This window comes from Streptomyces sp. NPDC054757, assembly GCF_053612185.1.
In genome coordinates this window covers 1-20,086 of sequence record NZ_JBSHBW010000029.1, presented here as the reverse complement: position 1 = coordinate 20,086, position 20,086 = coordinate 1, and the positions used below count along the sequence as shown (strand labels likewise).

Genomic DNA, 20,086 nt, shown 5'->3' with positions numbered 1-20,086 from the left:
GCCTCGTCCGGCGGTCCTGGGGGTGTTGACCTGTCGCTAACTGTCGTGCTGTCATTAAGTGACACAAACGAACCTGCCCTTTGCCCCAGAGGAACTCGGAAGGACTGATCACGGTGAAGACCAAGGGCTTCTCGAAGACAGAGTCCGGCGTGCGGACGGAGCAGCGGACGGAGCAGGCGGAGCCGCAGCGGCCTTCGGCGCTCGACCAGATGGGAGGTGTCAGGGGTGTCGTCTACTCGACGCTGCCCGTGCTGGCGTTCGTCGTCGCCAACAACCTCGGCGGGCTCAAGGTGTCGATCGTCGCCGCCCTCTCCGTCGCGGTGGCCATCGGCGTCGAGCGGCTGGTGCGCAAGGAATCGGTGCTGCCGGCGATCGGTGGCATGTTCGGCGTCGTGATCGCCGTGGGCATCGTCTGGCTGACCGGCTCCGCCAAGGACTACTTTCTCATCGGGATCTGGGCGAGCCTGGCCGGCGCGGTCCTCTGCGTCCTGTCCGTCCTGGTGCGTTGGCCGCTGGCCGGTGTGGTCTGGAACGTCACCGCGCGCAAGGGGAGCGCCTGGCGCACCGACAGGCACTCGCGGATCTCCTACGACATCGCCACCCTGGTGCTGGCGGTCGTCTTCGGTGTCCGGTTCGCCGTCCAGCAGTACTTCTACGAGACCGACCAGGTCGGCTCGCTGGGCTTCGCCAAGATAGCCATGGGCTTCCCCCTGCTCGCCCTGGCCTTCCTCGTCGTCGCCTGGGCCGTCCGGCGCTCGAACAAGCGGCTGGCGGCCATCGGCTCGCCGTCCGTCGGCCCGCAGCGGTGACGCCGGACCCCTGGCCGATGGCCTCAGCGTGCTCGGGTGCCGGTGAGCGGTGCGTACGCCGGAGTGGCACTCGGGTGTCACTCAGTGTCATTCTGGCACTGGATGTGCGGACGGGATACGAGATGTGCGAACGGGATACGAGCGGGAGGCAATCGGCATGGCGGCGAAGGCCGGGAGTGGTGGCGGAATGAGCGAGCAGCGACGTCACCGGCTGCGCCTGGAGATCTCCCGGGAGGCGTCCCGGCTGTTCTGGGAGCGTGGCGTGGATGCCACCAGCGGTGACCAGATCGCTGAAGCGGTGGGGCTGTCCACCCGTACCATCTGGCGCCATTTCCGCAGCAAGGAGAGCTGCGCCGAACCCATCGTGACGCAGGGCCTGGAGTGGGAGATGCGTACGCTGCGTGACTGGCCCGCCCATCTCTCGCTGGAGGAGCGTTTCAGCGAGGAGGTCAGCCGCTACGGCCGTGAGGCCGGCGCCGTCGAACTGGCCGACAACGCACTCGCGATGCGGATGATCCGGCTGGCGGACACCGAACCGGCTCTGCGGACCGCCTGGCTGATGGCCTGCGACCAGGTCGAGCGCGAGATGGCCGGGATCATCGCGAAACGGCTGGGGCAGCCGGCCACCGATCTCCAGGTGCGCCTGCACGCCGCCGCGGCCTCCGCCGCCTTCCGGGTCCTCAACGAGGACATCGGCGCGGCGCTCCTCGACGGAGCCGATCCGGCGGAGTTCTCCGACGCCCCCGCACGCGTGGCGGCGGCCATCCGCAGAGCCACCGGAGGGGCCGTGGGAGACCCGGTCGCCCACTGAGACGAGCGGGTGGCGGGTGACGCAGCCGCCCTCGGCTTGCATGTGAGGCATACGGTACTGCCCATGACGCAAGACGATGCCGAGCTGGACAGTCTCGTACGTAAGCGCATCCGTGCCCTGCGGCTGGCGCAGGGCTGGTCGCTTGAGGAGCTGGCCGGGCGGGCCCGGCTCAGTCAGTCCACGCTCAGCCGTATCGAGAACGGTCGGCGCCGGCTGGCGCTGGACAGTCTGGTGACGCTCGCCCGCGCCCTGGACACCACCCTGGACCAGCTCGTCGAGACGGCCCCCGACGACGTCGTCACCAGCCCTGTGATCGATGGTGCCCGTGGGCGGATGCGCTGGCTCGTGAAGTCCGACCCGGGCATGACCGTGGTACGCCAGCGGATGACCGAACCGCCCCCGGACAACCCGTCCCGGATGCGCGCGCACCCGGGCCACGAATGGCTTGTCGTCCTGTCCGGCACCGCGATCCTCATGCTGGGGCACCGGCGGTTCCGCGTCGAAGCCCATCAGGCCGCCGAGTTCCCCACGATGCTGCCGCACGCCATCGGTGCCGACGGCGGCCCCTGCGAGGTCCTGGGGATCTTCGACCGCGACGCGCGCCGCGGCCACCAGCGCGCCGAGGGCGGCCGACGCCCGGACGGTGACCGGGATACGGACGGCGACCCGGGCACCGACGTCTGACCTGCGCGGACCACACCCCGACGCCGTACGGACCACACGCCGACCTCGGCTCAACGCGGACCGCACCCCGACGCCGTACGGATCGCACCTCGGCTCAACGCGGACCGCACCCCGACGCCGTACGGATCGCACCTCGGCTCAACGCAGACCACACCCCGACGCCGTACGGATCGCACCTCGGCTCAACGCCGACCACACCCCGACGCCGTACGCAGCGCCCACCGGGCCCCGGTCTTGCGCGTCCCGCCCGCCGTACGGCCATCTTCTTGCCGATACCGAAAGCTCTCGTGCCGTGTGCGCATGGCCGATTTAACGTGGCCACATGCCTCACGTACACACGCACTCATCCCACCACGCCGCCGCCCAGCCCGACCACCCCCACCACCAGCAGCCCGGCGTCGACAGCCAGGCGGAGATCCTCGACCTGGACGCGGAAGTCCTCGCCGAGCACATCGCCGGCATCACGCGGTGGCTGCCCCTGGACGCGCCCCCGCGCCGGATCGTGGATCTGGGCTGCGGGACCGGGGCCGGTACCTTCGCACTCCTCGACCGCTTCCCCGAAGCGAGCGTCACCGCTGTCGACTCCTCCGCCGAGCACCTCCAGCGGCTGCGGGAGAAGGCGGCCGCCCGGGGAGTCGCGGACCGCGTCCGTACGGTCCCGGCCGACCTCGACGAGGAGGTCTGGCCCGGCCTCGGCACGCCGGACCTGGTGTGGGCATCAGCCTCGATGCACCACATGGCCCGCCCCGACCACGCGCTGCGTGCGGTCCACGACGCCCTCGCGCCCGGCGGGCTGTTCGCGGTCGTCGAACTGGCCGGCTTCCCCCGCTTCCTGCCTGAGAACGCCCCGGAGGACCGGCCGGGGCTGGAAGAACGCTGCCACACGGCGAGCGAGCGCCATCATGCCGAGCATGTGCCCCACCGCGGCGCCGACTGGGGCCCCAAGCTCACCGCCGCCGGATTCACCGTCGAAGCCGAACGCACGGTCACCGTCGACATCCCGGGGTCCCGCAACGAGGCCATCGGCGCGTACGCCCTCAGCAGCCTGCGGCGTATCCGCGGAACCGTCGCCGACGCACTCCCGGCCGAGGACCTCGCCGCACTCGACCGGCTGCTCGACACCGAAAGCCCGCAGAGCATTTTGCGCCGCGACGACCTCGCGGTACGCACCGAACGCACGGTCTGGGCCGCGCGCCGCAGCGGCTGATGCCTCCGTGAACGGTCCCCAACACCCCTGATTCGGGGCCGGGCTCAGCGGATCGCCACCGGGCTGACCGGGGAGCCGACGCCGCCGGTGATGCGCAGGGCGGTGGCCGTGAGGAAGAAGTCCCAGGTGTGGTCGGCGCGGCAGGCCGCGGCCAGTGCGTCGAGGTTCCACATCTCGCCGAGCATCATGCCCATGTCCCTGATCAGGACGGCGTGCAGGGGGATGAGGCCGCCGGTGGTGGGCTGGACCTCGACGCCCCAGTTGTCGGCCGCCACCATCGCCAGCTCGCGGTCGTGGATCCAGGCCGCGCACTCCGGTGCGAGGCCGGGCTCGGCGTCCAGCCACTTCTCCCAGCCCTCGGTGAGCCCCTTGTGCACCCAGCCGGTGCGGACGAGCAGCGCGTCGCCCCTGCCGAGCCGGGTGCCGGCGGCCTTCTCGGCGTTCTCCAGATCGGCCACGGTGATGGCGCGGCCCGGTTCCAGCCACGCTCCGCCGTCCAGGGCGGCGACATCGAGGAGGACGCCGCGGCCCGCGAAGCCGGGAAGGGTCGCGTCGATCGCGTTGCGGGTGGCCCCGCGCGCCGGAGTGACCGCGTCGGCGGGTACGCCGTTGTAGAAGGCGCCGTCGTACCCGACGTGGGTGAGGCCGTCGAGCTGGGTGCCGGACTGAAGCGGCATTGCGATGAAGTCGTCGCTGATGACCAGGCCCTCGGCGGCGGTGAAGTCGTGCGGGGTGACCGTCATGGTGTGTACGGGGTTGATCCGCCGCATCCAGCCGGTCTGCGGCCCGCTGTCGCCCACCGGGATGCTCAGTTCGTACCGCTCACCGGTCCGTACGGCCTCGAACGCCTGCTTCACGGTGTCCGGTGTCACGAAGTTGAGGGTGCCCCGCTCGTCGTCGTCGCCCCAGCGCCCCCAGTTGGAGAGCTTCCGGCCGGTCTCCTTGAACGTGTACGCGGTCCTGTCCCGTGTGTCTTCCGTGTCTTCTGTGTCGAACATGTCGTGCCTTTCTCCTCGGGGGCGGCAGTGCCCCGCGAGGTCTCCAGTGCACTGAATGCACCATTGGTGACAGAAAAGATGCACTCATTGCACTCTGGTGGTGAGGGTACCCTGGGGGTGCAATGAGTGCAAAAGGCTACGTTTGGTGAACTCGGCCAGTCGATTGGTGAACTCGGCCAGTCGACAGGACGCAGGGTCGACAGGGCACAGGACAGAAGAGTGACGGATGGAATCCCGGCGGGATGCAGCGAGCCAGCCAGGTCAGACGCCGAGCCAGGCAGGTCAGGCAGGCCAGCCGCAGGACCATGCGGCGGGCCGGGCGGCGAGTCGTGCGAAGGGCCCGGGAGAGGGGCAGGCAGTGAGCCAGCGTGAGTACCGGAAGCGGGCGACCACCGCGCGGCTGCGTGACTCGGCGACCAAACTGGCCGGCCGGCACGGCGCCGACCAGGTCACCATCGACGACATCTGTGCCGATGCGGGAGTCTCCCGCCGTACCTTCTTCAATCACTTCGCCACCAAGGACGAGGTCTTCCTCGCCTGGGACGCCTCCGACGATGCCTATATCGCCGGCCTCATCGTGGACCGGCCCCCGTCCGAGAGTGCGGTGCGGGCGGCCCTGTGGGCCATGACGGCCACCGCCTTCCCCTCCGAGCCGGGCAGCCGGGCCACCGTCGTCCGGGAGGTGATGGCCAACCATCCGGACGTGGCCGCACAGGCGACCCAGCTCACCCGTAAGGTCGTCCGGGCCGTCGAGGCGGGGATGGCCGAGCGCCTGGGCCTGCCGGTCGACGCCCATGTGGTGCGGCTCGGCGCGGTGACCGCTGTCGCCGCGCTCACCGTCACGATGAATCCGTCGGACACCGATCCGGCCGGACGGGAACGGCTCCTGGAGGAGACCTGCCGCATCCTGGACGAGGGGTTCGGTACCGGGCCGAGCGGTTCGGCACCGCCCGGCCCTGAGGGTGCGACCCGGTCCTGAGGGCGCCGCCGGGCCCTGATGCCCCTCGGACCCGGTCCTGAGTGGAGCCGCCCGGTCCTGGTCTCAGGCCCGCAGCTCCACCTCGTGCGGACCTTCGAACGCGGCCAGGCACCGTACGGTGCGGGGTGTGCGCAGGCCGTCCTGTTCGGTGAAGAGCCTGCGGGCCGCTTCGAACAGGACCTCGTTGCCCGCCACCCGCGCCACCGCGTCGTACAGGCCGCAGATCGCCTCCGTCATCCCCTCGTCGTCCCCCGCACCCGTTCCCCAGACGTCCCACAGCAGCGTCTCGGTGCGGTTGAGCGCCGCGAGGTCCAGTCGTACGTTGCCCGCCACGAACCAGATGCCGGTCAGGGTGGCCGCCGGGATCAGCAGTCCGAACGTCTTCGGGTCGGCCTCGCCCGCGCGGATGGCCCGCCATGCCTCGCCCGCCACCAGGAAGCGGTCGCGCGGAACGTCCATCGGGTCGAACGGCACCGCGTAACGCGCCGCGACCGCCGGGTCGGTCAGCTCCGCGTCGGCGAGCAGCCAGCCCCGCCGGGCATCCCAGTACTCGGTGACCACATGGTCGTGGTGGAAGCCGTCCGTGCCGAAGTAGTCGGCGAAGCCGGACCGCAGCCTGGCCGGGACGCCCGTGTGGCGCAGGAACGAGCAGTGCAGCAGCGCGATGTCGCGGCAGACCCCCACGAAGCGGTCGCCGGGCGCCCGGGGCACGGTCAGCGGTGCGCCGTTCCGGGCGGTGATGAGGCGCAGGATGTCGTCGGTGTAGCGCGTCTCGGCGTCGTGGTGGATGCGGTCCTCGGGGATGGCGTGACCGAAGAGGTCGCCCTCCAGCCGGTGGATCGTCAAGTCCCTTGCGACCTTGGCGAGTTGAGCGGGGTCGGCGGGGAGTGCGGCGTAGAGCGGCGCGAGTGTGCCGGGGCTGGAGAACGTGCTCTGGGCGGTGTAGTACGCGGCCACATCCGGCGCGAGGCCGACCGCATCCGGCGCGAGTTCGGCGGGTTCCGGCGCCTGGTCGATGGGTGACAGGCCAGCCGATGACGGACGGGCGTGGGGCTTGGGCTCGCTGATGGACGGCTTGCCGGTAGATGGCATGTGGGACCCCCGAAGTATTCGGCCGCACGTTCGATTACGGGGCCGGCGGCCCCACCGTGTCAAATTTCCCGGCCGGGTGTCCAGGCTTCCGCGGAACTCCCCGGCGGGCCGCCCGTTCGAGCGAGTGCAGGGCGAACAGCAGGACGCCGATGTCGTCCAGGTACACCGGGTCGGGCAGCAGATCCACCGGGCTGATGGTGTAGATCAGCGCTCCCCAGAAGGCCAGCTTGTTCTGGAGGGGGATGCCCGCGTCACGCAGGAAGCGCCGGGCGCGGAACAGGCGTACGACGAGGACCACCGCGACCACCAGGGTCGCCAGGAGTGCGAGCGCGATGACGGCCAGCAGCACTTTCGAGTGGAGGTCCATGGCTGTACGGGTACCCGCCGCCCGGAACGCCACGCTGGGCCGCCCCCGGGCGCCGCATGCGGGCGAGGGTGGATGGGCAGGGAAACTTGCAAGGCTGCCTGTCGACCTCTTACGGTGACCTCCATGGCCACCACCTCCCCCCGCGAACCCAGCCCCGAGCAGATCGCCTCCGAACTCGCGGTGGCACTCGGACGGGTGGCGAGGAGGCTGAGGCAGGCGTCTCCCGGTCTGGAGCTGACGCAGTCCCAGCGGTCGGCGCTCTCCCTGCTGGACCGGGAGGGGCCGATGACCACGGCAGCGCTGGCCCGCGCCGAACTGGTCAGGCCGCAGTCGATGCGGCTGACGCTCGCCGCCCTGGAGGCCCGGGACATGGTGGAGCGCACCCCCGACCCGACGGACGGCCGGCAGTCCGTCATGTCGGTCACCGAACTCGGCCATCACACGCTCGAAGGCGTACGTGCCGACAAGCGGGGCTGGCTCGCGCTCGCCATCAGCGACGAACTGGACCCATCGGAGCGGCGCACGCTCACCGACGCCGTCGCGCTGCTCGAACGGCTGGTGCAGCGGTGACGTCCCGCGGCGAGGCGGAGACGGGCGCGGGTTCGGGCGCGGGTACGGGGACGGGTACGGGCGCATCCACGCGTACGAATGCGTCCATCGGCACGGACACGTCCACCGGTACACACGCATCCACCGGCACGGACACGTGCACCGGCACGGACACGTCCCCCGACGCCGACATATCCACGAGGCCGGACATGTCCACCGGCACTGGCACTGGCACAGGCGCCGGCACAGGCACAGCCGCCGGCACCGCCACGCCCCCCACCGCCCCCGACCCGGGGTTCGGGGCCCGGCTCACCGCCCCGTTGCTGCTCGGCTCGTTGCTCAATCCGCTCAACACCACCATGATCTCCACGGCCCTGGTGTCGATCGGCCACCACTTCGGGATCGGCGCCTCCAGCACCGTCTGGCTGGTCTCCGTGCTCTACCTGGCCAGCGCCGTCGCGCAGCCGGTGCTCGGCCGGCTCGCCGATTCCATCGGTCCGCGCCGTGTCTTCCTCGCCGGGCTCGCCGTCGTCGCCGCCTCCGGACTCGTCGGGACGGCCGCGCCCGGCTTCGGCTGGCTGATCGTCTCCCGGCTGCTCCTCGGCATCGGGACGTCCGCCGCCTACCCGGCGGCCATGGCCGTGCTGCGTGCCGAGTCGCGCAGGCTCGGCCGGCCCACCCCCCGCCCGGTCCTGGGCCGCCTCTCCTTCGCCGGGCTGGGCAGCGCCGCGGTCGGCCCCACCCTCGGCGGGCTGCTCGTCGCGACCTGGGGATGGCGGGCGATCTTCGCCGTCAATGTGCCGCTCGCGTGCATCGCGTGCGTCTGCGCCGTCCGGTGGATCCCCAAGGACGGCGGCCGGCGCACGGCCGCACCCGACGGCGGGGGCGCCCGGCGTGAACCGGCCGGGCTCGACCCGCTCGGCATCGTGCTCTTCACCGGCACCCTCACCGCCCTCGTCTTCTTCCTCCTCGACCTGGCCCACCCGGAGTGGTGGCTGCTCGGTCCCGTCGCCGTGCTCGCCGCCGTCCTCACCTGGTGGCAGCTGCGCTGCCCGAGCCCCTTCATCGATCTGCGGATGCTCGGCCGCAACAGCGCGCTCGCCCGCACCTATCTGCGGCACGGTCTGAGCTACCTCGTCATCTACTGCGTGATGTACGGGTTCACCCAGTGGCTGGAGGACGGCCGCGGCTACTCGTCCCTGCACACCGGTCTGCTGATGCTCCCCATGTCGGTGGCCGCGCTGGTGTGTTCGCTGCTCGGAGCCCGTACGAAGGGGATCAGGGCACCCCTCACCACCGCCGCCGTACTGGTCGCGGCGGGCAGCGCCCTGCTGATGTTCACCTCCGGCGCCACCCCTGTCGCCGTCCTGCTCATCGCCGGGGCCTGCTTCGGCATCCCGCAGGGGCTGATCGGTACCGGCAACCAGGCCGCCGTCTACCAGTACGCGCCCGCCGACACCGTCGGCTCGGCCGCCGGTCTCCAGCGGACCGCCCAGTACATCGGCGCCATCACGGCCTCCAGCCTCATCGCCCTCGCCTACGGGCAGCGGGCGAGCGACGGCGGGCTGCATCTGATGGCCGCCGTCTCCCTTGTCCTCGGTCTGGGGCTCGTCGCCCTGACCGTCTCCGACCGGGCGCTCCGTGCCCGTAACCGAAAGTGAGCCACGCCATGACAGCCACCACCCTCGACGCCCGGACCGCGCTGATCCTCGTCGACCTCCAGAAGGGCATCGTCGGGCTGCCGACCGCCCACCCCGCCGGCGAGATCATCGAGCGGGCCGCGCGCCTCGCCGAAGCCTTCCGCGCCCATGACCTGCCGGTCGTCCTCGTACGTGTCACGGGCGGTGCGCCCGGCCGCAACGAGACGCCCGCCCGGCAGGGCACGCCCCCGGCCGACTGGGCCGAGCTGGTGCCCGAGCTGAACCAGCAGGAGAGCGACATCGTCGTCACCAAGCAGACCTGGGGCGCCTTCTACGGGACCGACCTCGACATGCGGCTGCGCCGTCTCGGTGTCACCCAGGTCGTGCTCGGCGGGATCGCCACGGCCATCGGCGTCGAGTCGACGGCCCGGTCGGCGCAGGAGCACGGATACCACGTGACCGTCGCCACCGACGCGGTCACCGACATGGACCCCGAGGCCCACCGCAACGCCGTCGAGCGGATCTTCCCGCGCCTCGGCGAGACGGACACCACCGACGCGGTCATCAAGCTGCTCGGCTGAGCGCGGACGCGGACGCGGATGCGGCGCGGGGCAGGGATGCCGCACGCCGCATCCGCGGTCGCGGGGCCGCCGTACTCCCGGCGGGAACAGACGCAATTTCATCACTTCGGGTGAAACCCTGGCCCCTGCTTGCGGTCAACAACCCACGGTTGTCACGCTGTTGCGGTCTGTCAACCTGCATGGGAGTGGCCAGTGACTTTCGGTGAGCAGCCGGCCTATCTGCGTGTCGCGAGTGATCTTCGGCAGAAGATCACCGACGGCTCGCTGCCACCGCATACGCGACTGCCCTCGCAGGCCCGGATCCGGCAGGAGTACGGGGTCTCCGACACGGTGGCCCTCGAAGCGCGCAAGGTGCTGATGGCCGAGGGCCTGGTCGAGGGCCGCTCCGGCTCCGGCACGTATGTACGGGAGCGGCTCGTCCCGCGCCGTATCGCCCGCTCCGGCTACCGGCTGCCCGAGGGCGCGACACCGTTCCGCCAGGAGCAGGCCGACGAGAGCGTGCGCGGCACCTGGGAGTCCCGCAGCGAGCAGGAGGCCGCGGGCACCGACATCGCGCTGCGGCTCGGCATCCAGGCGGGCGAGCGCGTGATGCGCACGCGGTACGTCTACCGCGACTCAGGCGAAACGATGATGCTGTCCACCTCCTGGGAGCCACTGGCGATCACCGGGCGCACGCCGGTGATGCTCCCCGAGGAGGGTCCACTCGGCGGCTGCGGCGTCGTGGAGCGGATGGCCGCGATCGACGTCGTGGTCGACAACGTCACGGAGGAGGTCGGCGCCCGGCCCGGACTGGCCGAGGAGCTGCTCGCGCTCGGGGGGGTGCCCGGTCATGTGGTGGTCGTCATCTCCCGTACGTACTACGCGTCGGGGCGGGCGGTGGAGACGGCGGACATCGTGGTCCCGGCCGACCGCTACCGCGTCGCGTACCACCTGCCGGTGAAGTGAACCGCAGGACCGGTGGCCGCCCCTGAAGGGGAGTTGGCCGGGTCCCGCCTGAACACGCCCTGACATCTGCCCCTTTGGGTGGGCGTCAGGGCGTCTTCGTCATGCCCGGAGTGTGTGTCCGGAGTGTGTGAGCGATGTGCCCGGCGGCCGTCTGACGCTCCGTCTCGTGCTCAATGGAAATTGCAGAGTGGCTTGATGCGTACCTCTTTGTGAAAACACGTAATCAGTCAGTAAGGGTCAGGCGTAGGCTCGGGCATATGCGGACTGCGGTTTCCTGGGGATCAGAAATGGCCTGCACGCCGGCGTACGACGGGGGCACGCGATGACGGACAGCACAAACGCCATGCTCCTGTGGCAGGTGATACGTGAGGACGACAACGGCAATCGCTATCGCGTCGGAAGGTACGCGACGCGGGACGAGGCGCAGAAGACCGCCGACACCCTCGGTGCCCGCGGGCACCGGCAGATGTACTGGATCGAACGTATCGGCCAGAGCGTGCAGTAGCAGGCCCGACGCAGGCGTGGACCGGGGACCCGCCCGGCCCCGGTGAGGGTCCGGACGGCCTCGGTAGGCTCGCACCATGGCTGCTGATCGTGTCGTGGTGGGTGGAGCGCTGTACGACCGGGGGCGGCTGCTCGCCGCGCGCCGCAGCGCGCCGCCCGAGCTGGCGGGGCGCTGGGAGCTGCCCGGCGGGAAGGTCGAGCCGGGGGAGCGCGCCGAGCAGGCGCTGGTGCGTGAGCTGCGCGAAGAACTGGGCGTAGAGACGGAACCGCTGGAGCGCATCCCCGGCGCGTGGCCGCTCGGCCGGGGGCTGGTGCTGCAGGTATGGACCGCGCGGCTGGTCTCGGGTGAGGTCCGTCCGCTGGAGGACCACGACGCGCTGCGCTGGCTCGGCCCGGACGAGATCGACACCGTGGACTGGCTCGACCAGGACCGCCCCGCCGTGGCCGAAGCGGCACGCCGGCTGAGAGCCGGGCTGCACGGCTGAGCCGGACCTGCTGGACGGCTGAACCGGGCTGTGGGCGCTGATTCCGGCCTGCCGCATGGATGATCCGGCCTGCCGCACGGCTGATTCCGGCCTGCTGGGCACCGGTCCGGGCTTTCATGTGGGCCGTTCGTGCCCCTGTATGTCATCTGGCGCGGTATGGCCGATATCTGAGCCCGATACAGGGTATGTGCTGGTTAGCGGCTTTTTGCGAGAGCTGTCAGAGCTGCCAGAGCTGTCAGGGCTGTCAGAACTGCCGGAGCCGCCGAACTGTCAGAGCGCATGTCCATGGTCGGCCCGGGGAAGTGATCGGCTTGATCGGCACCGAAGGCGAATGCGCCGAGTGGTCCTTCCCCGCCAAGCCGGATGCCGTACGCGTCGCCCGCCGTGCTGTCCGGGACGCGCTGCGCGGCTGGGAGCTGGACGGTGAGTTCGGTGACGTCGCCGCGCTGCTGGTCAGTGAGCTGGTGACCAACTCCATGCGGCATGCGTCCGGTCCCATCGGCGTCCGGGTCGCGCGACTGGATCAAGCCACGCTCCGGGTGGAGGTTTCCGATCCGCATCCGGATCCGCCCGCCGAGCGGACGGCCGGCCCCGATGACGAGGGCGGCCGGGGGTTGCAGCTTGTGGCCTGCTCGGCGCAGCGTTGGGGGACGGCGCGCGGCAGATCGGGCAAGACCGTGTGGTTCGAGCTGGCCCAGCCTGGTTAGGAGAGGGGTGGGACTCGATCGCAGCTGGAGTGTCCGAAAGTGACTGAGACCGTGCTGTGATAGTGAACGCCGTGCCGGTTCGGTCCGTAGTGCTGAATACTGCGGGTGCCACCTTGGTCGGTTCGGTGCGTGGTGAGCTGGAGGGGACGGTCGCGTGAGCGATATATCCGGTGCGACGGGCGATGTCGTATGGCAGAGCAGTCCGCCCGGTTCGATCTATGACTACATCAGGGTTGCGTCGTTCTCGATCGGGGCCGACGGACTGGTGGAGCAGTGGAGCAAGCGGGCCGAAGAGCTGTTCGGAGTGGACGCCCGGGACGCCGTGGGCGTGGACCCGGTCGAGGTCTTCCTGCCCCCGGAGGTCCGCGGCAGAGGCCACGGCAGGGTCGGCGAGATCCTCGACGGCAAGGAGTGGACCGGTCTCGTCCCCTTCCGGATGCCGGACCGGCCGGAGACCCAGGGGCTCGCCGAGCTGTATGTGATGCCCACGGAGTCGGCGGACGGCGGACGCGGAGCCGTCTGCATCGTCGTCGATGTCAGGGTGTTGCGGCGCATCGAGTCCGACCTCGCTTCCTCGCAGGCCATATTCGGCCAATCTCCCTTCGGCTTCCTCCTGTTCGGTCCCGACCTCACCGTGCGCCGGGTCAACAAGCGGTTCGCTGAGCTCTTCGGGGACGAGGTGGCGGAGCACCGCGGCCGTACGGTCCACGACTATCTCGCCCGCGCCGAGGCCGACCGGATGACCGCGGCGCTGAAGCGGGTCCTGGAGACCGGACGCCCCGTCACCGACCTCCAGCTGATCGGTTCGCCGCCGGGCTCGTCCGAGCGCCGGCACTGGTCGGTCAACCTCTACCGCGTACACGGCGGGGCGGGCGTCCCCATCGGGGTCGCCGGACTCGGCACCGATGTCACACGCCGTCATGTCGCGGCCCGCGAGGCCGCCAATGCCCGGCGCAACCTCGCCCTGCTCAACGAGGCGGGCGCCCGCATAGGGAACTCGCTCGACCTGGAGACCACCGCGCGTGAGCTCCTCGACGTCTCCGTACCCGGCTTCTGCGACCTGGCGTCGGTCGACCTCTACCAGGGGCTGCTGGCCGGTGACGAGGCCCCGAAGGGCAGCGCCGACGGAAGCGCCGAGCTGCGCCGGGTCGCCTACGCCAGCGCGGTCTCCGACGTCCTGCTGAAGGGCTCGGACGACGGGCCGACACTCGGCGCCGTCCACCGCTACGCCTTCCACTCGCCGTGTGCGAGCGCCCTGCGCACCGGCAAGGTCCGTTCGGTGCCCGGCTCGCCCGGCAGCCATGTGCAGTCCACCCTGGCCGTGCCGATGGTCGCCCACGACACGGTGGTCGGCCTGGTGCAGTTCTCCCGTACGAAGGGCAGCGAGCCGTTCGGGGAGCGGGACCGTTCGCTGGCCGTGGAACTGGCCGCGCGCGCCGCGGTCTGTATGGACAACGCCCGGCTCTACCGGCGCGAGCACGAGCGGGCCCTGATACTCCAGCGCTCCCTGCTGCCGCCCGGCGACCCCGAGGCGGCCGGGCTCGACATCGCCTGCCGCTATCTGCCGGGCAACACGGCGAGCGAGGTCGGCGGCGACTGGTTCGACGTCATCGAGTTGCCCGGACACCGTACGGCCCTGGTCGTCGGCGACGTCATGGGACACGGGCTGCGGGCCGCCGTCGCCATGGGTGAACTGCGCACCGCCGTAAGGACGCTGGCCCTGCTCGACCTGGAGCCCGCCGAAGTCCTCGAAGCGCTGGACGAGATCGCCCGCGGTCTCGGCACTCCCAGCGGCGCCCAGCAGGCGTCGCGCGCCGCGCACAAGACCCGTGAGGCCGACCTCTCCGAGGTCTATCTCGCGACCGCCGTCTACGCGGTGTACGACCCGGTCACCCGGCGCTGCACCTTCGCCAACGCCGGACATCTGCCGCCCGTCCTGGTCGAACCGGGCGAACCGGCGCTGCTGCTCGACGTACCGCCCGGCATGCCGCTGGGCGTCGGCGGCGAACCGTTCGAGGAGGTCGAGGTCGAGATCCCCGAGGGCGCGCTCCTCGCGCTCTACACCGACGGTCTCGTCGAGTCCCGCGAACACCCGCTGGACGAGGGGCTGAGCGCCTTCCGGGACGCCCTCACCCACTCGGAGCGCCCGCTCGAAGACGTCTGCGACCATGTGCTCAGCACGCTGGACACCCAGCACGGCGAGGACGACATCGCCCTGCTGATGGCCCGTATCCAGGGGCTGCCGTCCGACGCGGTGGGCGACTGGCAGCTGCCGCGTGAACCGCGCTCGGTGGGCCGGGCCCGCGAGCTGGCCCGGGAACAGCTGGCCGCCTGGGGCCTGGACGATCTGACCGATACGACCGAACTCCTGGTCAGCGAACTCGTCACCAACGCCCTGCGGTACGGCGAGGGCGAGATCAGGCTCCGGCTGCTGCTGGACCGGACCCTGGTCTGCGAGGTCTGGGACGCGGGCCTGGTCCAGCCCCGCCGCCGCCGCGCCCGTGACACGGACGAGGGCGGCCGTGGGCTCCAGCTGGTCGGGATGCTGAGCGCGGCCTGGGGTTCGCGGCGGACCCCGCGCGGGAAGACGGTCTGGTTCGAACTCGCCCTGCCGGACGGCGCGCCGACCCCCGAGCTGAGCGTGGAGCAGCTGCTGAGCATGTACTGAGAGGGCGCTGAGCTGTACTGAGGACGACGGCGCCTGGCACCTACGGAGAGGGCGCCGGGGGAGGCGCGGTGGGCGCGGGTGGCCCTGCCCCGCTCGCCCGCCCGCTCACTCTGGTACCGGCGCGTCCGGTGTCCGTTCCCGCAGCAGCTGGAGGAAGGCGCGCGCCGCAGGTGACGCCCCGGAGTCGAGCCAGACGGCCTGGACCGCCCGGGGCGGCACATCGCTGACGGCCACCGTGCTCACCCCGGCCATCCGGGCGGCCGTGGGCGCGGAGACCAGCCCGGTGCCGAGGCCGCGCGCCACCAGCTGTTCCAGCAGGCCCATGGTGTCCGCCTCGAAGGCGACCGTACGCGGGGCGCCGGCCGCGGCGAACGCGGTGTCATTGTGGCGGCGGATGCCCGACCCCGGCGGCATGTCGACCATGGGCCCGTCCGCCAGCCCGGCCGCGGTGGTCCGGGGCGCCCCGGCCAGTCGGTGCCCGTGCGGGACGATGGCGACCAGCTCCTCGTACGCGAGGACCCGCACCGCGAGCCCGGCCAGGCTCTGCGGCCCGCCGTCGACGAAGGCGATGTCGCAGGTGTGCTCGCGCACCTCCCGCACCAGGTCCCTGACCAGACGGGCGCGGAGCGTGACCCGTACCGCCGGATACCGGTCCCGGTAGGCGGCGAGCAGATCGGGCAGGTCCACGGCGGCCAGCGGTGTGATGGTGCCGATACTCAGCCGCCCGCGCACCTCGCCGCCGCACGCGAGCACCTCACCGCGAGCCCGCTCGACGGCGGCCAGGGCCTCCCTGGCCGGTCCGAGGAACGCCTCGCCCGCGGGGGTGATCCGCACCCGGCGGCTGGTGCGTTCGAAGAGGCGGGTGCCCAACTCGTCCTCAAGGCGGGCGATCTGGTGGCTGAGCGCCGACTGCACCACGAAGCAGCGGTGTGCGGCGCGGGTGAAACTCCCGGTCTCGGCGACCGCGATCGCGTAGGCGAGCTGGCGCAGTTCCATGGATCCATCGTGATTCGCGATCGCTGTGATGGCAACCATCTGTTGGACTCATCCTGGCTGCCCGGCCAGGCTGAACGGGAGCCGGAACCGCCCCGCTCCGCAGGTGCTCCGCGAGGGCCCGCGTACGAGCACTCCCGGAAGGAAACGGACATGGCTTCCTCCCCGACCCCGCCACCGCTCTCCCCGCCAGGCACCCCGGAGCTCCGTCCGCCCCCGGACGCCTCCGCGGGTGCGGGACGCGGCACGCTGCTGCTGATGTCCGTCGCCGTGGGCCTCTGTGTGGCGAGCAACTACTACGCCCAGCCGCTCCTCGACACCATCGCCCGCGAACTGCGGCTGTCGTCCACCGGCGCCTCGCTCGTGGTGACAGTCGCTCAGATCGGCTACGCGGTCGGTCTCGTCCTGCTGCTGCCGCTGGGCGATCTGCTGGAGCGCCGCCGTCTGATCTGCGGGCTGACCCTGGCCACGGCGTGCTCGCTGGCGCTGACCGCGACCGCCCCGAACACCGGGATGCTCCTGGCCGGTACCGCGCTCACCGGGCTGCTGTCGGTGACGGCGCAGGTCCTGGTGCCGTTCGCCGCCGATCTGGCCGCCCCCGGACAGCGCGGCCGGGCCGTCGGTACGGTGATGAGCGGGCTGGTACTCGGCATGCTGCTCGCCCGCACCGCGTCCGGGGCGCTGGCCACGGTCGGCGGCTGGCGCACGGTGTACTGGGCCGCAGCCGTCGCGATGCTCCTCCTGACCGCCGCCCTCCACCGGGCGCTCCCGCGCTACCGCGGATCCGCCGGGCTCACCTACCCGCGGCTGCTGCGTTCCACCGCCCGGCTGCTGGTGGAGGAACCGGTGCTGCGGGTAAGGGCGTTGATCGGCCTGCTGGCCTTCGCCTGCTTCAGCGCGCTGTGGACCTCCCTCGCCTTCCTGCTCTCCGGGCCCGGCTACGGCTGGCCGGACGCCGAGATCGGGCTGCTCGGCCTGGCCGGCGCCGCGGGGGCGATCGCCGCCCAGCTGGCCGGCCGGCTGGCCGACCGCGGCCGGACCGGCCTGACCACGGTGGCGAGCGCCCTGCTGCTGCTCGTCTCCTGGGGCGTGCTCGCGCTGGGGGCGCACAGCCTGGCCGCGCTGATCGCCGGGATCGTCCTGCTCGACCTGGCGCACCAGGGCGTACACATCACCAACCAGTCACTGATCTACGCCCTGCGGCCCGATTCCCGTGGCCGTATCACCTCCGCGTACATGACCTGCTACTTCGCGGGCGGCGCGATCGGCTCGGCCCTGGTCGGCGTGGTCCACGCGCACGCCGGCTGGAACGGGGTGTGCGCACTGGGCGCCGTGCTGGCGGCCCTGCTGTGCCTGGTGTGGGCGTGCGACACGGCCCCGGTACGCACCTGGTGGCGCGACCGGCCCCGGCTGCGCGCGCTGGCGACGGTCGCCGGGTCCGCGTGCATGGGGGTGGCCGTGCTCGTACTCGTCGCCTTGGTGGTCCGCCTTCCCGGCTGACGTCACCCCGGCGCGTGAGCCGGCGCCGGTTCCGCTGACGGGCCCGCCTTCGATGAATTACGGTGCGTAGTGGGGGCGTTACGGTGGAAACCGTCCGGGTGGGAAGGGCGCCCCGGAAGGAGCGCCATGCCACAGCGACGCCTTGTCACGAGCCGCAGCAAGGAGCCGCGTCAGCGGTTCGCGGAGGAGTTACGGAAACTGCGCGCCGAGCGGGGCGTCAATCTGCGGCAGCTGGGCGAACGGCTCGGCTGGGACTACTCGCTGTTCGGGAAGATGGAGAAGGGCGAGACGCTGGGCGGGCCCGAAGTCGTCCAGGCATTGGACCATTACTACGGTACGCAGGGGCTGTTGCTGGTCCTGGGAGCTGGCTTCGGGGGACCGTACGCAGTTCCGTGAGCGGTACCGGCAGTACATGTCCCTGGAGTCGGACGCGACCAGCCTGTGGCACTTCGCGCCAGGCGTAGTGCCGGGACTTCTGCAGACCCCGGGGTACGCCATCGAGCTTCTGGAGAGCGGCGGCTCCGAGGGCAGCGAACTGGAACAGCAGGTGGCGGCCCGAATGGGGCGACAGGATCTCCTGGAGGGTGCAGCTGCACCTCCCTTCCGCGCCATTCTCTCCGAGGCGGTGCTGCGCACACCCTGCCGCGATGTGAAGGCATGGAGGGAGCAGCTGGAGCACCTGGCCGAGATGGCCGAGCGCCCTAAAGTGGCGCTCCAGGTACTGCCGATGAGTGCCGGGCTGCACGGTCTGGCGAACGTGACCTTGATATTTCTCCGGCTGCCGGAGGGGCGTACGGTTGCGTACGTCGAGAACGGGCTGGGTGGCGAACTCATCGAAGAAATCAGCACTGTTGAGAACTTGCAGCTCAGGTACGATTCCGTTCGTGACCTGGCCCTGACACCAGCCGAGTCGCGGAAACTCATCCTGCGCATGTTGGAGGAACTGCCGTGCGATCCATCGAGCTGAGCGCCGCCGCATGGCGTAGGAGCAGCTACAGCAATCAGGATGGCGGCGAGTGTGTTGAGGTTGCCGACGGCTGTGATGCAGTCGTACCGGTCCGTGACAGCAAGAACCCGAACGGCCCTGTGCTCGCCTTCGCCGCGGACCGCTGGTCGTCGTTCGTCTCCGCGCTGCGGGACGGAGCGTTGAGGGCTTGACCCTCTGCGCGTCTAGGAGGAAGTGCCGTGCGACCCCTCGATCTGAGCGTCATCAGGTGGCGTAAGAGCAGTTTCAGCAATTCGACGGGAGGCGATTGCCTTGAGGTTGCCGACGGCTGTGGCGCAGTCGTACCGGTCCGTGACAGCAAGAACCCGGACGGTCCTGCGCTCGCCTTCGCCGCGGACCGCTGGTCGTCGTTCGTCTCCGCGCTGCGGGACGGCGAGTTGAGGGCTTGACCGCACATTCCCCCGCCGGTGTTCCCAGCTCCGCCTTCTACTCGACGTTCAGCGAGTGCGTAGGTAGCGAGCCCCACCGGTTCCGCACAGGTACGAGTCGGCGCTGACCGCCCTCGCCAGGTCGACGACTCTCTCCGAGCGGCCGTCGCGGACGGGGTGTGCGTTGCTGTGGACGACGGAGCCTCGCCAGCCGAGCAGGTCGAGCAGAAGTCGGGTGGAGGCTTCCGCGATCACAGCCGTGCGATCGGTAACCGCCGGCAGTTCCAGGACGGGTGCGATCACGGCAGCGGGCGTGGACCAGTGCGGGCTTCTGCCGTCGCGGCGGAACTGGAGCCTCTCGTTCGGATCAAGCTGTGGGAGCGTCCTCCGCTACAGTGCGAGTATGACGATCCGTCGCATCATGCCCAACGTCGTCACCCAGGACATCGAAGAGAGCCGAAGCTTCTACAGCGATTTCCTGGGCATGGACGTGCGCATGGACGAGCCCGGCTTCTTGATGTTGGCCTCGCCCGGTAACCCGACGGCACAGATGACCGTGGTCTCCCCTGCCGCAGATTCATGGGACCCGCACACCGCCTATTCGACACTGGCGGTCGAAGTCGAGGACGTTGACGCCGCGTACGCCGCAGCCGAGCGCCAGGCGTACCAGGTGGTCTATCCCTTGACCACGGAACCATGGGGAATCCGACGTTTTTTTGTTCAGGCACCCGACGGAAGTGTCATCAACGTCCACAGTCACGTCTGAGGATGAAGGATCGGGCAGACCAGGGGAAGGTACCGGCGATGTAGCGTCCGGCCAGACAGACGGTGGCGGGGATCACTGCCCGGATGCCGCGCTTGCGCAGGTGCTCGCGGATCGCGCGGGAGGAGTACGCCTTGTCGGCCAGGACCAGGTCCGACCTGGTGCGGGGCCGTCCTCGCCGACGAGGAACGCGCAGGCGGGCCATGACGTCGGTGAAGGCGGGCGCGTCACCGGCCTGTCCGGCGGTGAGGTGCAAGGCCAGTGGGCGGCAGCGGTCGTCGGCGGCGAGGTGGATCTTCGTGGAAGCTCCTATAGATCGTCAAGCAGCTTGGGTGAGCTGTTCGGTGGTGATCTGGGGGTGGGGCAGGTGTCGGTAGACCTCGCGGGCGACGAACCGTTTCAGGCAGCGGACGATGTCCTTCTTGGTCAT

Annotated in this window: 21 protein-coding genes and 3 pseudogenes; 18 read left to right on the top strand and 6 right to left on the bottom strand. The window is 70.8% G+C overall.

The annotated features are described in order from the left end of the window. The first annotated feature begins 113 nt into the window (after positions 1-113). The 4 genes from ACWGKJ_RS27965 to ACWGKJ_RS27950 all read left to right on the top strand — a co-directional run bounded on the left by ACWGKJ_RS27965 (position 114) and on the right by ACWGKJ_RS27950 (position 3,511). Positions 114-809, top strand: a complete 696-nt coding sequence (locus tag ACWGKJ_RS27965) for a DUF3159 domain-containing protein (RefSeq protein WP_385023325.1) — start codon at positions 114-116, stop codon at positions 807-809. 187 nt (positions 810-996) lie between these two features. Further along, positions 997-1,620, top strand: a complete 624-nt coding sequence (locus ACWGKJ_RS27960) for a TetR/AcrR family transcriptional regulator (protein ID WP_385023323.1) — start codon at positions 997-999, stop codon at positions 1,618-1,620. 63 nt (positions 1,621-1,683) lie between these two features. Next, the gene (locus ACWGKJ_RS27955; RefSeq protein ID WP_385023321.1) at positions 1,684-2,304 is read left to right on the top strand and encodes a helix-turn-helix domain-containing protein; all 621 of its coding nucleotides are present in this window, start codon (positions 1,684-1,686) and stop codon (positions 2,302-2,304) included. A gap of 322 nt (positions 2,305-2,626) precedes the next feature. Then, positions 2,627-3,511 (top strand): class I SAM-dependent methyltransferase, encoded by an 885-nt coding sequence (locus ACWGKJ_RS27950; protein ID WP_385023319.1) that lies wholly within the window; start codon positions 2,627-2,629, stop codon positions 3,509-3,511. Positions 3,512-3,555: 44 nt separating this feature from the next. Here the strand turns inward: ACWGKJ_RS27950 and ACWGKJ_RS27945 are convergent, their stop codons facing one another. After that, positions 3,556-4,509, bottom strand: coding sequence for a cyclase family protein (locus ACWGKJ_RS27945; RefSeq protein ID WP_385023317.1), 954 nt, complete (start codon positions 4,507-4,509; stop codon positions 3,556-3,558). Positions 4,510-4,867: 358 nt separating this feature from the next. On the opposite strand from ACWGKJ_RS27945, the gene ACWGKJ_RS27940 reads away from it, so the two are divergent. Beyond that, complete coding sequence (locus ACWGKJ_RS27940; protein ID WP_385023315.1) at positions 4,868-5,488, top strand: TetR/AcrR family transcriptional regulator; 621 nt, start codon at positions 4,868-4,870, stop codon at positions 5,486-5,488. 63 nt (positions 5,489-5,551) lie between these two features. On the opposite strand, the gene ACWGKJ_RS27935 is transcribed toward ACWGKJ_RS27940, so the two are convergent. Together ACWGKJ_RS27935 and ACWGKJ_RS27930 are read right to left on the bottom strand one after the other, a co-directional pair. Then, complete coding sequence (locus tag ACWGKJ_RS27935; protein WP_385023313.1) at positions 5,552-6,580, bottom strand: transglutaminase domain-containing protein; 1,029 nt, start codon at positions 6,578-6,580, stop codon at positions 5,552-5,554. Positions 6,581-6,614: 34 nt separating this feature from the next. After that, on the bottom strand, positions 6,615-6,947 hold the full coding sequence (locus ACWGKJ_RS27930) for a YkvA family protein (protein WP_385023311.1): 333 nt from the start codon (positions 6,945-6,947) through the stop codon (positions 6,615-6,617). 123 nt (positions 6,948-7,070) lie between these two features. Between ACWGKJ_RS27930 and ACWGKJ_RS27925 the strand changes: the two genes are divergently transcribed. From ACWGKJ_RS27925 to ACWGKJ_RS27890, 8 genes are all read left to right on the top strand, one after another. Continuing rightward, on the top strand, positions 7,071-7,517 hold the full coding sequence (locus ACWGKJ_RS27925) for a MarR family winged helix-turn-helix transcriptional regulator (RefSeq protein WP_385023309.1): 447 nt from the start codon (positions 7,071-7,073) through the stop codon (positions 7,515-7,517). Between the two features lie 188 nt (positions 7,518-7,705). Next, positions 7,706-9,157, top strand: a complete 1,452-nt coding sequence (locus ACWGKJ_RS27920) for an MFS transporter (protein ID WP_385023307.1) — start codon at positions 7,706-7,708, stop codon at positions 9,155-9,157. An 8-nt stretch (positions 9,158-9,165) separates the two neighbouring features. Beyond that, complete coding sequence (locus ACWGKJ_RS27915; RefSeq protein WP_385023305.1) at positions 9,166-9,717, top strand: isochorismatase family protein; 552 nt, start codon at positions 9,166-9,168, stop codon at positions 9,715-9,717. Positions 9,718-9,909: 192 nt separating this feature from the next. Next, complete coding sequence (locus tag ACWGKJ_RS27910) at positions 9,910-10,662, top strand: GntR family transcriptional regulator (protein ID WP_385023303.1); 753 nt, start codon at positions 9,910-9,912, stop codon at positions 10,660-10,662. Positions 10,663-10,984: 322 nt separating this feature from the next. Then, positions 10,985-11,167: an SPOR domain-containing protein gene (locus ACWGKJ_RS27905; RefSeq protein ID WP_385023301.1), complete on the top strand. Its 183-nt coding sequence runs from the start codon at positions 10,985-10,987 to the stop codon at positions 11,165-11,167. Between the two features lie 76 nt (positions 11,168-11,243). After that, the gene (locus tag ACWGKJ_RS27900; protein ID WP_385023299.1) at positions 11,244-11,651 is read left to right on the top strand and encodes a (deoxy)nucleoside triphosphate pyrophosphohydrolase; all 408 of its coding nucleotides are present in this window, start codon (positions 11,244-11,246) and stop codon (positions 11,649-11,651) included. Positions 11,652-11,953: 302 nt separating this feature from the next. Further along, positions 11,954-12,358, top strand: coding sequence for an ATP-binding protein (locus ACWGKJ_RS27895; RefSeq protein WP_385023297.1), 405 nt, complete (start codon positions 11,954-11,956; stop codon positions 12,356-12,358). Between the two features lie 154 nt (positions 12,359-12,512). Continuing rightward, positions 12,513-15,026 (top strand): SpoIIE family protein phosphatase, encoded by a 2,514-nt coding sequence (locus ACWGKJ_RS27890; RefSeq protein ID WP_385023295.1) that lies wholly within the window; start codon positions 12,513-12,515, stop codon positions 15,024-15,026. Positions 15,027-15,131: 105 nt separating this feature from the next. Here ACWGKJ_RS27890 and ACWGKJ_RS27885 read toward each other — a convergent pair whose 3' ends face one another. Beyond that, complete coding sequence (locus ACWGKJ_RS27885; RefSeq protein ID WP_385023293.1) at positions 15,132-16,022, bottom strand: LysR family transcriptional regulator; 891 nt, start codon at positions 16,020-16,022, stop codon at positions 15,132-15,134. 150 nt (positions 16,023-16,172) lie between these two features. Between ACWGKJ_RS27885 and ACWGKJ_RS27880 the strand changes: the two genes are divergently transcribed. From ACWGKJ_RS27880 to ACWGKJ_RS27865, 4 genes and pseudogenes are all read left to right on the top strand, one after another. Continuing rightward, entirely contained in the window at positions 16,173-17,519 is a 1,347-nt protein-coding gene (locus tag ACWGKJ_RS27880; protein WP_385023291.1) for an MFS transporter, read from the top strand. 126 nt (positions 17,520-17,645) lie between these two features. Beyond that, positions 17,646-18,486: pseudogene (locus ACWGKJ_RS27875) on the top strand (helix-turn-helix domain-containing protein). Then, a complete protein-coding gene (locus ACWGKJ_RS27870; RefSeq protein WP_385023289.1) occupies positions 18,468-18,677 on the top strand; it encodes a DUF397 domain-containing protein in 210 nt (69 codons plus the stop codon). The pseudogene ACWGKJ_RS27875 and the gene ACWGKJ_RS27870 overlap by 19 nt, the downstream one beginning before the upstream one ends. A 27-nt stretch (positions 18,678-18,704) precedes the next feature. Beyond that, positions 18,705-18,914 carry a DUF397 domain-containing protein gene (locus ACWGKJ_RS27865; RefSeq protein WP_385023287.1) on the top strand — a complete coding sequence of 70 codons (210 nt, stop codon included), beginning with the start codon at positions 18,705-18,707 and terminating at the stop codon, positions 18,912-18,914. Positions 18,915-18,962: 48 nt separating this feature from the next. Here the strand turns inward: ACWGKJ_RS27865 and ACWGKJ_RS27860 are convergent. Then, a pseudogene (locus ACWGKJ_RS27860) lies at positions 18,963-19,217 on the bottom strand (WbqC family protein); the annotation flags it as partial. 79 nt (positions 19,218-19,296) lie between these two features. Between ACWGKJ_RS27860 and ACWGKJ_RS27855 the strand changes: the two are divergent. Continuing rightward, positions 19,297-19,659, top strand: coding sequence for a VOC family protein (locus tag ACWGKJ_RS27855; protein WP_385023285.1), 363 nt, complete (start codon positions 19,297-19,299; stop codon positions 19,657-19,659). Positions 19,660-19,726: 67 nt separating this feature from the next. Here the strand turns inward: ACWGKJ_RS27855 and ACWGKJ_RS27850 are convergent. After that, a pseudogene (locus ACWGKJ_RS27850) lies at positions 19,727-19,966 on the bottom strand (transposase); the annotation flags it as partial. Positions 19,967-20,086: the final 120 nt, after the last annotated feature.